The following is a 13,952-nucleotide window of genomic DNA, read 5'->3' as shown; positions in this document are numbered from 1 at the left end:
TCCAGCCGTGACTCCACGAACCGGCGCCGCCAGCGACTCACCGTGGACACCGACGTTCCCAAGGTCGCGGCGACGCGCTTGTTCGACGTGTCCTCGGCGCACGCCAGCACGATCCGCGACCGCAGTGCCAGGGCCTGTGAGGTCTTCGCCCGGCGCGCCCAACGCGTCAGCTGTTCCCGTTCGATGTCGGTCAGGACCAAACCGGCCTTCGGACGTCCCGGCCGCCCGGCGTCCACCAGACCCTCCACCCGCAAGTCCGCGAATCGCTTGCGCCACTTGCCCACCGTCATCGCCGACACGCCCAGATCGGCGGCAACCCGCGCGTACACCACATCCGGCTCCGCACACCGCAACACGATCCGCGCCCGCACAGCCAACCTCGACGAGCCCTGCGACCAGCGAACCAACTGGTCACGCTCGTCCGGACTCAACACGAACTCACCGGCAGACCGCCCCGAAAACGACATCCCACAACCCTAACAACTTAGAGCCAGGATTTCAGGCGCAGGACACTAACTTGCCCTTCAGTTTCAGCGTTGATGGTCATCGAGTCCTCACAGGCCCACCTGACCCACGTCAGCACCCTTGCGGGTCCGGGCAGAACCCGTATCCGGCCGGTTATGCGGGGCGACCAGCGGAGGTGCTGATCATTTGCCCCGGTTTCCCGCTGCCTTTCGGCGACCGGCATTGGCTTCTTGGGTCATCCTGTGCCCGCTGGGGAGTTGGGCCTTCCTTGCGGTCGGCTGACCGGACGCTTGCGCGTCCGGACCCCAGCGGGGTTTCCACGTTCCACACGAGTGAGATACGACCGGGGTGGGTGCCCCCTAAACTCCGGAACGGCGATGCTCTCCCGGCTGACGTTGGGTCTTCAGCCGGCGCCTGCCGCTTCTCAACGGCCAGTCCTGCACCCCGCTGGAGCAGTCCATCGGCGGGGCCCACGATCACGAAGCATCATCAGGGGTTCACTCGCGTTCACCCGTCCGGTCTTCCCCTTGCCTGTGGCCCCCGGATGGAACGGGGGCCCTTGGGCTTCTCCTTCAAGCTCCACACCCCGCCGTTACCAGCGACGCATGTCGAAGTGGGGACGGGCCTTGAGCACTGGCCCGGAACTACGCTGTCGACATCAGGTCGATCCTCCGATCAGGTAATTCACTCGGCCTCGTGCGACTTCGTGTCGCACCCCACCGCTCGTGGTAGAGCCGGACGAGTTCGGCGGCCGGGTGTGCTGACGGGCCGGTGAGGGTGGTCAGCAGACGGTAGTGGCCGGTCCGGGCCCCCCGGGGTGTAACGATGCTGATCTCGGCGTCGATGACTCGCACGGTCAGTGCGCCGAGCCGGGCCAGGAACGAGCCGTCGCCGCAGCGGGCCACCACCGGCAGCTTCCGGCCGGACTTGCACCGCACCAGCAGGTGCGTGCCGGTGGAGGCCAGGTGGTTCAGCAGGCCGGCCGCTGCGAAATTCCGGTCGCCCAGCAGCAGCATCCCGGCGCGCAGATCGCCTGCCAGCCGGCCGGCGTACTCCAGCTCGCCGGTGGTGGCCGGGCCGAAGACCGCCCCGACCACTGCCCGGGTCCCACAGGCCACCAGCGCCGTCAGCCGGACCTGCGGATAGCCCCCGGCCCCGTTGTTGCACCGCTGCTTCCCGAACACCGCGAGATTCGCCGGAGCGTCCGGCACCGGCAGCAGCGTGCCGTCGACGGCGACCACCAGCAGCCCGCGCCACCGCGTCGCGGGAGCGGTCGTGGCCACCGGGCCACGGACCAGGTCGAACAACGCCTTCAACGGCGCCGCCCCCAGACGCCGGCGGGCCTGCCGTAACGCGCTGCCACTCGGTCTGGCGGGCACCAGGCCCGCCAGACCGGCGCACAGCCGGTCAAAGACCTGCCGGTAGCCCAGCCCGGCGAACAACGCCCCGGCCAGCAGCAGATACACCGTGACCCGCGCCGGCACCAGCCGGACCCGCCGCTGTACCGCCCCGGTCGCGGCCAGTACCTCATCGACCATCTCGAACGGCACGATCCGGGTCAGCTCACCGATATGTCCGGGAGCGAACGCTCCGGCCGCTACCCGGGCCGTCCTCGTTATGGCAGCCTGTTCCAACAGCGGAGCTCCTGTGGTGAGGATGTCTTGGAGTGACAGACCTCTTCTACAGCAGCTCCGCTGCCTTGCTCACCAGCCTTGGCGAACAGCACCCACGCTTAACTGAACGGCGTTGCTTCTAGAAGTTCAGATAGGCAGCCTGGCTATTGAACTCAGCCAGCCAGATAGACACCCTGACATCTCAGATAGATACTTGATCGCGTGACAGACGTGTTCAGCGCCGCAGTGCGGCGCAGAAACAACGCAGGCATGACCTTCGCCCGCATGGAAGCACTGACTTGGGGAGTGGGAGGGAGGGAAGGCAGCCGGTCATCGGCTTGGTGGAACAACATGGCCAGGTACGACATGGAGACCCCGCCTTCGCCCAAGTACTTTCCGGGCATCGCCGCAGTCCTCCAGGTGTCCGAGCGACGGATTGCCGAGATGGTGGCCGAGCAGTGGTACCGCGTGAAGCCCGGCGATCGACTCCCGTGCGGCTTGGAGCCCTTGGTCTCCGCAGCGGAAACGCTGGACCCGGAAGACGTGGAACAGCTGACGGACATGGCACGGCACTTGCTGGCAATCCGGCGAGAGCTGAGAGGTCTTCAGGACGGCGAAGGGCACCACGACCCTAGGGCCTAGCCGGGAGGCTAGCGGGCAGGGGAGCGCGTCATGGGATCCCTTGCCAATCAACTGTCAGTGGGCCCTGGGACCATGGAAGCGCGGCGAAATCGCCCTCACGGGAGGGCAGTTAACGATGGAGACAACGCGCACCATGAGATTGGCACTGAACAAGGACTGGATCGTCGGCGCCCGCATCGGGGACGGCGGTTTCGGCGCCGTGTTCGAGGCGGAGGACACCGCCGGCGAGAGGGCGGCGGTCAAGCTGGTGCCCAAGGCGCCGGGCACCGAGCGCGAGATGCTCTTCACCGATCTGGACGGCGTCCGCAACGTGGTGCCGGTCATCGACAGCGGCGAGCACGAGAACCAGCGGGTGCTGGTGATGCCCCGCGCCGAGAAGTCCCTGCGCGACCACCTTCAGAAGCATGGCCGACTGCCCCTCAACGAGGCGGTCACCGTTCTGGCCGACGTCGCCGAAGCACTCGCCGACCTCAAGGACCGCGAGGTCGTCCACCGCGACCTCAAGCCGGAGAACGTCCTGCTGCTCGGTGGCCGATGGTGCCTGGCCGACTTCGGGATCGCCCGCTACGCCGAAGCGACCACCGCCCAGCACACCTACAAGGGCGCGGGAAGCCTGCCGTACATGGCGCCCGAGGTCTGGAAGTACCAGCGGGCCACCGGCGCGACCGACATATACGCCCTGGGCATCCTGGCCTACGAGCTCCTGGAAGGCACCAGGCCCTTCACCGGACCGGCCGAGCACGACTACCAGGAGCAGCACCTGCACGGAACCCCACCACCGCTCACTGCCGCTCCCCCTCTCTTGGCCACGCTGATCACCGAGTGCCTCTTCCGGGCCCCGCAGAGTCGCCCACCTGCCGGCAACGTGCTCGCCCGGCTGGGGCAGACCCCCGCGGCCCCGCTTTCCGGCGGCCTGGCGGCCCTCGCCCAGGTCAACCAGGACGCGGTCGCGCGCCGGGCCGAAGCCGACCGCAGGGCTTCGGCACACGCCACCGAGGCCGACCGCCGCAAGACGCTGCTCGAGGCCGCCACGACCACTTTCTCCTTCATCGCCGACGCCTTCCTCACAGCCCTCACGAACGCCGCTCCGAGCGCAGATGTCCGCAAGGGCAACCAGGGGGGCTGGACCGTCCGTATCGACGACGCCCAGCTGACGCTGTCCGGGCCAAAGGTGACCGCCTCCGCGGACTGGCGTGCCGCCTCCACGCCGGCGCCGTTCGACGTCATCGCCTCCGCGACCCTCTCGCTGGCGGTCCCCGCCGACCACCACGGATACGAGGGCCGCAGCCACTCCCTGTGGTACGCCGACGCGCAGACCGAAGACCAGTACCAGTGGTTCGAGACCGCCTTCATGGACAACCCGCTGAGCCACACCGCGCGAGCCATGGAACCCTTCGCGTTCAACCCGCACCATGAATCACGCGCCGCCATCGGCCCGGGGATGACGATGCAGCAGGTGGCCTGGCCCTTCACCCCGCTTGCCGTCGGGGACCTGGACGAGTTCATCCTCCGGTGGGCCGACTGGCTCGCCCGGGCGGCGAACGGCCGACTCACCCACCCCAGACGCATGCCCGAACGCGACCCCCAGGACTCCTGGAGGCGATGACCACACGGGCGGCCTACCGTTCATCCCGATCCGAGCGCGGGGTGAACGGCCCCACCCCGGGCCTCGACGCGCGCCGGCCGTGGATGACTGTGTCCGTGGTGGGGGCGGCCCGATACCTCATCGGGTGATCTTGATGTGACGTTCCGTCAATATTTTTGTGGTTCCGGCTGGACGTTTCGGGTTTGGTGGTCGGCATTAGGGGTGAGAGCGTCGTTCTCCCGGGCCTCGTGGGGGTGGCCCGGTGGCAGGAGGAAGGAACCGAAGTCCATGTCCGAGGGTGCGATGTCATCCGGATGCCGTGTGCGTGTGGGGGGATCCACAGCGCGGCCGGAGCACCACGAGAGTTCCGCGGCTCCTTCTCGGGGGTCACGGTGAGGGGCGGTGCCATGTACGGCATGGCAGATGATCCGCCCGGTCCGTCAGCGATCTACGACTCGTTCGTGGCTGGGAAGCGTGAGGGCTACGTGCGGTGGGCCTACGTCAAGCTCGGCTCGATGGAAGACGCCCGGGAGGTGGTGAACGAGGTCTTCTTCAAGATTTTCCTGCGCTGGGACGACGCGCTGGCCAGCGCGTCGGCCGATGCGTTCGGCTTCAAGATCCTCAAGGACGCGATCGTCGATGTCTTGCGCAAACGCGACCGCAGCCCCTGCGCGCTGGTGGGGCTGGAGTTCGAGCCGTCGGTGAAGCCGCTGCTGGGCATCCCCGACGAGGAGATCGAGCGGATCTCCACCCGGATGGAGATCCACCAGGCCATCGCCGACCTCCCCGCGCGGCAGCAGGTCTGCGTCACCCTGCACTACCTCCTGGGCGTCAGCACCGAGGAGATCGCCGGCTTCACCGGCATGCAGCCCTCCACCGTGCGCTCGCACCTCGCCGCCGCGCGCAGCAGCCTCGCCTCAGCCTTCGCCGTTAACCCGCCCACGCCCGCAGAGAAAGGCCCCTGACGGATGATCGAGGACATCCTGCACCGCGCGCAGATCCGTATCCCCACCTACACCCACGACGAGCAGGCAACGGACAACATCGCCCTCCACAACCGCATCCACGGCCTCATGCGCCGGCGCGCCGCCGCTCACCGCTCCGGAGCCGCCTGCTGGCTCGCCCCCACCTCACCCCAGCTCGCCGAGCTGCTGCTGCAGGCGATGGATGAGAAGGACACCGCCGCCCGCGGTGAGCTCCGCGAGCGATTGGAGGCCGACCTGCGCGGACTGTCGAAGGCCGTCATCACCGCACCGGGCAGTGCCGAGCGTCTGGTCGACTTCATGGACGCGGACCGGGCGACCGATCCGGTCGGGGCCCGCGCCTTCGGGTGCCTCCTGTACCGGCGCGACCAGCCCGACGGCGCTCGCTTCTGGTGGCGCTTCGCCGCCGGCGTCGGTGACGCCACCGCCGCCTACTGCCTCTTCCTCGAGGCCCTCCTGCGCGGCGAGCTCGACGAGGCCGTCCACTGCTACCGCAGGTTCAACGCCGGCGGCTTCCTCACCGATAACCCCGACGGGACGACCACCGACCCCGAGGGCCGCGACGCGACACCCGAGGCCGCGCTCGCCGACGTCGGCAGACAGGTCAGCGAAGTCGATACGACCGACGGCTGCGTCGCCGTCCCCGACCGGTACCTCGCCGACCTCCCCGGCGAGGAACGCGCCGACCTCCTTTGCCACAACTAACCCTCCATCAACGGCTGTCTGCTCACCCCGGGCCCCGCACCATGTCCGGTGCGGGGCCCGGGGCATTCGACTGGACGGAGTACGACGACGCGATCCTGATCATGGCCCCCATGGGCCCGCGGGGCGCCGCTACGGCCACCGGCCGGGCCGGGGACCCTGGCAGCCGCACTGGCCAACGCGGGCGGCCAGGAGGCCCTTGAGCGGCACGAGGCCGAGGCCCGCCGCCGGAGCGAGGAAGAGGAGGGACGCCACCACCATGCGCAGGAGGAGCAGCTCCCCCGCTGGGCGGAAGAAGAAGACGTCAGGGCCGCCGTGGCCCGCTGTGAAGCCTGGGCCCGCTGCGGTGAGCCGCGCCACGGCGACCACTTCGGCCAGGACCCGGCCGACGACTACGCTCCGCCGCCGGACGGCGTGCACTATGCCGCCTGCCGCCGCGAACTCATCGGGCCGCGTCGCAGGGTTCGGCCGTCTGGCGCGCCGTCTCAACGGTCAGCGAGAGGGGCAACCCGAGCGGGAAGCCGTCTGGTGCCGATGGCGGCTTCCTGGCTGCCGGTGGGCCTGGGGGCGTGCACTGGTGTTCGCGCGCCGGGTCGGGGAAGAAACGCGCCTGGGCGCACCTCTCGCTCTTTGTGGTGGTTATGCGCGGTTTGCGGAGTCCCTGCTTCACCGTGCGATGTGGTCTATGTCACACCCCCACCAGGGCACTTTCTCAACTTGACGACATCTACCCACGGTGGGTGATGTGTTGGCCTTCCGGAGAGGCCAACTCACCGACTGTTGTTGACTTTTGTTGTTTCTGGACCCGATGTTTGAATCTATACGCTCATACGTGACGCGGGGGAGCCACGCAGCCCCGGTTCCTAGGCCGTCTGGGCTGCGCGCTCCCCCCTCGCCATGCCACACCTGCGCTCGCACACAGGAGACACACCTTGAATGGTAGAGCTACACGTCATAACCAACCCGAGGGATCAGGCCGAGAACCAGACCGCACCTCTCGCCGTTCCACGCGCTGGGCTGCTCGCCGACGACGAATGATCGCAGATCAGTTTCTGCGGGGAGCCAGCTACACCGCCGGCGGGGCGGTGGTGGGCCTGCTGGTGGTGTGGATCCGGACGCGCTGAACACCCCCGCCATCGCAGATCGAGTCGCGGGCCCCTGGGTGGGGCCCGCGACCACCAACAGCGGCCTCGCCTTCCGCCCGTCTCCCCGGCGGTATCGTCAGGCCATGGCGGAGGGGGAGCTGCGGGCGCTGTGCGTGGGCATCGGCACGTTCGCCACAGCCGCGGCGGACGGTGAGCCCGACCTCGACGCCTGGACGCCGTTACCGTTCGCCGCCGCCAGAGCCCGCGCCCTGGCCGCCGAGCTCGCCGCGTTCGGCTACGCGGCCGAGACCGTCCACGACCCGACGGCCGAGGAGCTCGGCGCGCGCGTCCGGGCCACCGTCCGCGCCGGCGCCCCGACCACGGCGGTCGTCGCCCACGTCCTCAGCCACGGCGAGCGCGCCACCACCGGCCTGTACGCCGTGGGCGCGGACGGGAGCAGGGCCGACCACACCAAGATCGACAACTGGCTCGGCTGGGTCGAGGACCGCCGCGGCGGGCCGCCCGCGCTGTTCCTCCTCGACCTGTGCGGCGGCGGGTCCGCGGCCCGGCTCCCCTGGCAGCTTCAGGCCGCCGCCGAGGCCGGCCGGGCCTGGGTGATCGCCGCCGCGGGACCCGAGGAGCCGGCGTGGGACGGCCGGTTCAGCCAGGCGGTCGCCACTGTCCTGGCCGCCGTCCGCTCCGGCGCGCTTGACCTCCACCCCAGCCAGGAGTACGTGCCGCTCGGCACCCTGATCACTCGCATCCGCGCCGAGGTGGACCGGCTCGGCGCCCGGGGCCTGGGCCAACGCGTCACCGCCACCCCGGTGGACGGCGAGTACCCGCCGCTGCCGTTCTTCCGCAACCCCGGCCACCAGGACGACCCCGTCCGGCGCGCCACCGCCGCCCTGGACCCGGCCGCCGCCGCGTTCCTTGACGCCGCCCACTTCATGGACCGGGCCTCCGGCCACGGCCCGATGCGCCACCAGGTCGCGGCCGGCTGCTTCACCGGGCGAGATGTCGAACTCGCCCTGCTCACCGACTGGTTGGACACCGCCGGGCCGCCCGGGATCGCGCTGGTCACCGGCGGCCCAGGCACCGGCAAGTCGGCGCTCCTCGGCGTCCTGGTCTGCGCCGCCCACCCCGGGCTGCGGGCCGCGACCACCCACCTGTGGCGGCACGCGACCAGCCGACCCTCGGCCCACGACCAGCTGGTCGCCCTCCACGCCAGGCACCGCGGCGTCCGCGACCTGACCACCTCCCTCGCCCGCCAGCTCGGCGCGCCGGACGGGGACGTGACCGCGGCCGTCCGCGCCCTGCAGGCCCCGCCCGTCGTCGTCCTGGACGCCCTCGACGAGTCCGACGAACCCGAGGCGGTCCTCACCGAGCTGCTCCTTCCGCTCGCGCGGACCTGCCGGGTGCTGGTCGGGACGCGGCCCTGGGAGGAGTTCGCCGGGTTACGCGCGACGGCCGACCACGACGGCCTCCTGGTGGACCTCGACACGGTCGCGGCCGACCGCCTCCGCGCCGAACTCGCCCGCTACGTCGAGGACCTGCTCGCCCTGCGGCCTGGCCTGGACGGCCTGGCCCTGGCCCCGGTCCGCGCCGCCTTCGCCTGCCGACTCGCCGACGGGCTGGCCGCCGACCCGACCTGGGGCGCGTTCCTGCTCGCCGCCCTCGTCACTCACCACGCCGTGGCCCGGCGTTCCCTCGCCACCCGGGACGTGCCGGGGGCGCGGCGGCTGGCCGGGGAGATCCCGCTGGTCCTGCCGCGGGTCTTCGACGCCGAGATCCCCACCCCGCGCGCCCACACCGTCCTCACCGCCCTCGCCCACGCGCACGGCCAGGGCATGCCGGTCGCCGTCCTGGCCCGGGTGGCCGGGGTGTTTGGGGACGGCGGGGACGGCGGGGCGGCCGCGGAGGCGGAGGTCCTGGAGGTCCTGCGCAGGTCCCGGTTCTACCTGCGGACCTCCTCCGACAGCGACGGCACGACCCTGTACCGGCTGTTCCACCAGGCGCTCGCCGACCACCTGCGGGTCGCCGAGCCGCCCGGCCTGCTCGACCGCCTCCTCGCCCTCGGCGTCGCCGCGGCCGAACCGTACGTCCTGCGGCACGCGATCCAGCACGCCGCGGCGGTCGGCCGGGTGGACGACCTGCTGACCGACGCGGAGTTCCTGGTCCACGCCGACCCAGGGATCCTGGCCCGCCACCTGGGACGTGCCAGGTCGCCGGCCGCCAGGACCGCTGCGGCCGCGTACCGGATGTCGATGGACCAGCCCGGCCGTGCCGACCCGACGATGCGTCGCGGGCTGCTCGCGGTGGACGCGGCCCGTCACGGTGACCGGGCGCTGGCCGCTCGCCTGGCCGACGGCCTCGGCTGGAAACCGCTGTGGGCCACCGGCGGCGCCGCCAGCCGGGAGCCGCTCGGGGTCCTCGTCGGTTCCAACGGCGGCCCGACCGGGCTCCACGACCTGGACGCCACCACCCTCGCGGGCCGGCCGGTCGCCGTCACGGTCGCCGGCGACGGTCGGCTGCGGCTGTGGGACCTGGCCACCCACACCCACCTGGAGTCGGTCCGCCTCCTCGGCGGCCCTGCCGACCGCGTCGCCTGCACCACCCTGGCGGGCCGGCCGGTCGCGGTCACGGCCGGCCCCGGGGGCCTCGACGTCTGGGACCTGTCCCCGCTGCGGCCGCTGGCGCGCGGTCGGGACTGGCCCGCGAACCTCGGCACCGCCCGGGACCTGGTGTGCGCCACCTGGTCCGGGCGGCGGGTCGCCCTGGTGTCGCTGGACGGGACAGCCGCCCGCGGCTGGGACCTGGCCTCGGGCGAGCCGGCCGGGCCGCCCGTCAAGACCCGGAACGCCTACGTCGCCGGCGCCACCGCCGACGGCCGTCCGCTGCTGGTGGTCAGCCGCGAGAACGGCGGCGCACGAGTGTGGGACGGCGCGACGGGCGCGTTCGTCGGCCCGCTGAGGACGCCGGGGGCGAGCAGCCACGGCGCGCTGGGCTGCGCCGAGCGCGACGGCCGACCGGTCGTGGTGGTCGCGGACGGCGTCAGCGGGCGGGTGCTCGCCTGGGACCTGGCCACCCGTCAGCCGGCGGGCGTGTTGCGCAGCAGGACCGGCAGGGGCTCGGTGCTGTGCTGCGCCGTGCTGGACGGCGTTCCGGTCGCCGTGGTCGCCCTCGCCCACGAGGGGCGCTCGGAGGTCGACGTCGGCCTTTGGGATCTGCGCGGGCGGCAGGCGGAGATCGCCCCTGCGATCAGCGGCCGAGGGCGGCCGGTGCGCGCGGCCTGCGCGACGGTGGCGGGCCGACGGACGCTGCTGGTCGCCGAGGGCCCGCACGCGGTCCGGCTGTGGCACGCAGCGGAGCGGCCGGAAGAGTTCCGCGGCCACCTCGCGCCCGTCCGTTCCCTCGCCACCGTCCCGGCGCCCGGCGGCACCGTGCTGGTCGGCCGGGACGACCTGACGACGGCCGTCTGGCACCTGGCCACGGGCGCCCCCTGGCCCCCGGCGGACGGCCGGGATCCGCGGGTCCCGTGGCGTCTGAACTCCATCGGCGACCGCAGCCGGCACGGCTCCCTGCACCCGAGCCTCCTCGGCGTGGTCTCCGTCGCCGGCACTCCGTCCTGGTCGAGGACCACGCCGGGTGGGAGGGGCACCTGTTCGCGTCCACCCCGCTGGCCGACCCCTCCGGGACGACCCTGCGCGAGGTCCTCCGCCCGCTGCCGCACCGGACGCTGACCACGTTGGCCGGGCGCCCCGTCGTGGTGACCGTGGACAAGGACGCCGGGGTGCGGGAATGGGACGTCGCGACGTGGCGGTCCGAGACGCTCCTGGCCCTGCCGCCGGAGGCGACCGGGATCCGGGAGGCGCACTGCGTCGTGGTCGATGGGCACACGCTGCTGGTGCTGGGCGTCAGCGAGGCCGACGCGCTGCACGTGTGGGACCTGTCCACCCGCGGCCGGGTCGCCGGACCGCTGGCGAACCCGAGGGTCACCGTGGCGTCCGGCATCCGAACGGTGACGACCCCCGCGTTCCACCGGGTGGTGGCGCTGGACGGCAGGCCGGTCGGGATCTCCCCTACCGAGTTCCCGGCCCGGGGCCTCGCCGTCTGGGACATCCTGGGCGAGCGCCGACTGCGCTGGATCGGCGGGGTGACGAGCGGGTGGCCGCGGGCCGAGGTGGGGGAGTGGGACGGCGTTCCCGTCGTCGCGCTGACCGGTACCCGGCGGTGGCGGGGGGGCGAGCGCTCCCGGGTGCGGCTGGTGAACCTGCGGACGGGGACGACGATCGAGGAGATACCGCTGCCCGCCCGGGCGGGCGCCCTGGCGCTCGACGCCGGGGGCCACCTGGCGGTCGGCCTGGACCGGGACGTCCTCGTGCTGCGCCACTGGAAGGGGCACCCGCGGTGACGCCGCCACCGACGATCCTGGGCGTCCACGGCATCGGCAACCACCAGCCCGGAGCTACGCCGGACGATGCCGCCGCGTTGCTGTCCGGCCGGTGGGGCGCGGCCCTCGGCCGCCCGCTCCGCGTCGCCTACTACGCCCACCACCTGGCCCCAGGGCTTGCGCAGGGCGTGGACGAGCCGGAGTGGCTGGCGGCCGAGGAGCGGCTGCTGCTGCTGGCCCTGGCCCGGAACCTCGGCGCGCCGGCCGAGGTCGCCCAGGGCCGACTGACCGCCCCGGCCCGGCGGGCCGCCGACTGGATCGCCCGGCGCCACGGGCTGGACGCACGGCTGGTGGGGCGGTTCGTGGCGCGGTTCTGCCGCGAGGTGGACACCTACTTCCGGGACGCCGACCGCCGCGCCGCGGCCCGGGACGAGGTGGCCCGGCGGCTGGCCGAGGCCGCCCCGCGGGTCGTCATCGCCCACTCCCTCGGCTCGGTGGTGGCCTACGAGGCCCTTCACGCCCACCCTCACCCGCCCGTGGAACTCCTGATCACCCTCGGCTCGCCGCTCGGGATGCCGGACGTGGTCCACGACCGCCTCGTACCGGCGCCACCCGGCCACCGCCCACCGGGCGTCCGCCGGTGGGTCAACATCGCCGACCCGGGCGACCTGGTTGCCCTCCCCCGACACCTGGCCACCCGGTTCGCCGGCGTGGATGCGGACGTGGAGACCACCATCGCCACCTTCGACTTCCACAAGGTCACCCACTACCTCGCCTGCCCCGCCACCACGACGGCGGTGGCCGTCGTCGGCTAGGGACCCGCTCGACGGCGCGGTGCCTGAACGGGCCGCGCACCCCCATACCGGGGTGCGCGGCCCGTGATTCACCGGCCGACGGGGCCGCGGACGCCCCAGGCTTCCGCGAGGTTGGCCAGCAGCCGCTCGGGCAGCTCGTCTCGCCACAGGCCAGCGAGGAGCATCGGCCGGTTCGTGAGGCGCTCGCAGACCGCGAGGGCTTCGGGTTGGCTGGCGAGCTGGTATCGGCCGTTGTTGGCGAGCGGGCTGTGGGGCCCGAACCCGCGCGCCATCCGCCTCTGATCGACCAGGTGCTCGACGGCGAAGGGCCGCAGCACCTTGCGCATGTACCGTTCCTGCTCCCACCGGTCCGCCATGGTCCTCAGCAACAGACGGAGCACCTCGTCCGTCAGCTCGGGGTCGTGGGTGGCGGGCTTCTCGGACCAGGTGGGGTGGAAAGCCGTGCACAGCGACCGCATCTCGTCGATGATCGCCTCTTCCACCGCCTCGTGGCCGTCGACGCCAGCCGAGGGCGGTGGTGCTTCGTCGTCGTCGGTGAGGACGGCGGTGCACAGGTCGATGCAGTCGGCGCAGATCCGCATTGTGTTTGAGGCGAGGTGTGCGCCGCCGAGCTTCGGCAGCCGGGCAGCTACTGAGCTTGTTCTTTATCTTCCGGCCTCGAATGGCATCTCGAACTGAGTCGCTCACCTGGGGATTCGCCGAACGCGGGAGCGGCCTTCGTCTGATCATGTGCTCCGACCAAGGTGTACGTGACCAAGACGAAGGCCGTGAGTATGAGTCTGCTACCTGCTGCTGTCCGGAGGGAAGCGTTCACGGAAGCGTCACGCTTCCGGGGCGAGTTCTACGAGTGTCTGACCGCCCGGCGCGATGAGTTGTTCGAGCTGATGGACGCGATGCTGTGCGCGGACGGTGCGGTGAAGTCCCCGGTGGACCTGACGTTATTGCCTGAGCATCGTCGTGGGCACGGAGCGATGTACGGCGGTCTCAACAACGGCCGGATCGACATGGATCGGCTGCGGACAGCGCTGGCCGGGCTGTCGCTGCCTCGTTTCGACGGCAGGCGCCTGGTCCTGGCGGCCGATGTGTCGCCGTGGCTGCGGTCGGACGCGCCGTGCTCGGCAGAGCGCCTGTTCTGCCACGTCTACGGCCGGGCGAAGACAGCCTCGCAGTTCATCCCCGGCTGGCCTTACTCCTTCGTGGCCGTGCTGGAGCCGGGTGCCACGTCCTGGACCGCTATCCCGGACGCGGTCCGGCTCGGCCCGGCGGACGACGCCACCGCGATCACCGCCGCCTGGCAGACCATCAGCCTCAGCCCGGACCCGGCTCCGCCGCCCGGGCACAGCGCCTAGGAACTGGTCCCGGTGCTCCCCGGCGCACGCCACGAGGGGCCCGGCCCCACGCCCGGGGCCCCCGTTCCTGTCCGGGAGTTGATCCGGATGCCAGTCCGATGCACGGGCGCCGGCGCCCCGGCTCCGCCCACCTGGTTCTGGACACCCCCTCGTGGTCCTGTGGTTTTCGCTCAAGGGAGGCTTAGGGATTGGGTGTTGGTATGACGGGGTTAGGTGGTGGCGGGCAGGGTCGGGGTTATGTGGATACTTCGTGCACAGCGGCGGTTTTCTCTGAGCGATCGGCCGGTGAAGAGGGTCAGGGCGTGGTTGGTGGCCGGCGGGGG

Annotated in this window: 11 protein-coding genes and 1 pseudogene; 8 read left to right on the top strand and 4 right to left on the bottom strand. The window is 71.9% G+C overall.

Translation table 11 applies throughout. The features are described from left to right. Positions 1-467, bottom strand: a 467-nt coding sequence (locus tag ADY01_RS39865) for a helix-turn-helix domain-containing protein (protein WP_199826280.1), incomplete at its 3' end; no start/stop codon positions are given. Between the two features lie 642 nt (positions 468-1,109). Then, complete coding sequence (locus ADY01_RS22315) at positions 1,110-2,099, bottom strand: IS4 family transposase (protein ID WP_267888462.1); 990 nt, start codon at positions 2,097-2,099, stop codon at positions 1,110-1,112. 201 nt (positions 2,100-2,300) lie between these two features. On the opposite strand from ADY01_RS22315, the gene ADY01_RS22310 reads away from it, so the two are divergent. From ADY01_RS22310 to ADY01_RS22295, 4 genes are all read left to right on the top strand, one after another. Then, the gene (locus tag ADY01_RS22310) at positions 2,301-2,720 is read left to right on the top strand and encodes a hypothetical protein (protein ID WP_159001349.1); all 420 of its coding nucleotides are present in this window, start codon (positions 2,301-2,303) and stop codon (positions 2,718-2,720) included. A 133-nt stretch (positions 2,721-2,853) separates the two neighbouring features. Next, positions 2,854-4,326, top strand: a complete 1,473-nt coding sequence (locus tag ADY01_RS22305; RefSeq protein ID WP_049576583.1) for a serine/threonine-protein kinase — start codon at positions 2,854-2,856, stop codon at positions 4,324-4,326. A 395-nt stretch (positions 4,327-4,721) separates the two neighbouring features. Next, positions 4,722-5,270: an RNA polymerase sigma factor gene (locus tag ADY01_RS22300; RefSeq protein WP_159001347.1), complete on the top strand. Its 549-nt coding sequence runs from the start codon at positions 4,722-4,724 to the stop codon at positions 5,268-5,270. A 3-nt stretch (positions 5,271-5,273) separates the two neighbouring features. Further along, complete coding sequence (locus tag ADY01_RS22295; protein ID WP_049576577.1) at positions 5,274-5,993, top strand: hypothetical protein; 720 nt, start codon at positions 5,274-5,276, stop codon at positions 5,991-5,993. 129 nt (positions 5,994-6,122) lie between these two features. On the opposite strand, the gene ADY01_RS22290 is transcribed toward ADY01_RS22295, so the two are convergent. Continuing rightward, entirely contained in the window at positions 6,123-6,410 is a 288-nt protein-coding gene (locus ADY01_RS22290; RefSeq protein ID WP_049576574.1) for a hypothetical protein, read from the bottom strand. An 808-nt stretch (positions 6,411-7,218) separates the two neighbouring features. Between ADY01_RS22290 and ADY01_RS22285 the strand changes: the two genes are divergently transcribed. From ADY01_RS22285 to ADY01_RS36115, 3 genes are read left to right on the top strand one after another with little or no spacing between them, the layout of a single operon-like run. Then, positions 7,219-10,815: an AAA family ATPase gene (locus ADY01_RS22285; RefSeq protein ID WP_049576571.1), complete on the top strand. Its 3,597-nt coding sequence runs from the start codon at positions 7,219-7,221 to the stop codon at positions 10,813-10,815. Between the two features lie 5 nt (positions 10,816-10,820). Next, positions 10,821-11,486: a hypothetical protein gene (locus ADY01_RS22280; RefSeq protein WP_049576569.1), complete on the top strand. Its 666-nt coding sequence runs from the start codon at positions 10,821-10,823 to the stop codon at positions 11,484-11,486. After that, a complete protein-coding gene (locus tag ADY01_RS36115; RefSeq protein WP_053171103.1) occupies positions 11,483-12,280 on the top strand; it encodes a hypothetical protein in 798 nt (265 codons plus the stop codon). The genes ADY01_RS22280 and ADY01_RS36115 overlap by 4 nt, the downstream gene beginning before the upstream one ends. Before the next feature lie 68 nt (positions 12,281-12,348). On the opposite strand, the gene ADY01_RS22270 is transcribed toward ADY01_RS36115, so the two are convergent. Then, positions 12,349-12,861 (bottom strand): hypothetical protein, encoded by a 513-nt coding sequence (locus ADY01_RS22270; protein ID WP_049576566.1) that lies wholly within the window; start codon positions 12,859-12,861, stop codon positions 12,349-12,351. Between the two features lie 192 nt (positions 12,862-13,053). Here ADY01_RS22270 and ADY01_RS22265 point away from each other — a divergent pair. Then, positions 13,054-13,572 (top strand): annotated as a pseudogene (locus ADY01_RS22265) (transposase); the annotation flags it as partial. Positions 13,573-13,952: the final 380 nt, after the last annotated feature.

The sequence above is a fragment of the Streptomyces sp. SBT349 genome (assembly GCF_001083795.1).
GTDB lineage: Bacteria > Actinomycetota > Actinomycetes > Streptomycetales > Streptomycetaceae > Streptomyces.
This window is presented reverse-complemented; position numbering and strand designations above follow the sequence as displayed.

Coding starts and splice junctions, on each gene's coding strand:
- ADY01_RS22305 (WP_049576583.1), top strand. CDS start 2,854: ATGAGATTGGCACTGAACAAGGACTGGATCGTCGGCGCCCGCATCGGG.
- ADY01_RS22300 (WP_159001347.1), top strand. CDS start 4,722: ATGGCAGATGATCCGCCCGGTCCGTCAGCGATCTACGACTCGTTCGTG.
- ADY01_RS22295 (WP_049576577.1), top strand. CDS start 5,274: ATGATCGAGGACATCCTGCACCGCGCGCAGATCCGTATCCCCACCTAC.
- ADY01_RS22285 (WP_049576571.1), top strand. CDS start 7,219: ATGGCGGAGGGGGAGCTGCGGGCGCTGTGCGTGGGCATCGGCACGTTC.
- ADY01_RS22270 (WP_049576566.1), bottom strand. CDS start 12,861: ATGCGGATCTGCGCCGACTGCATCGACCTGTGCACCGCCGTCCTCACC.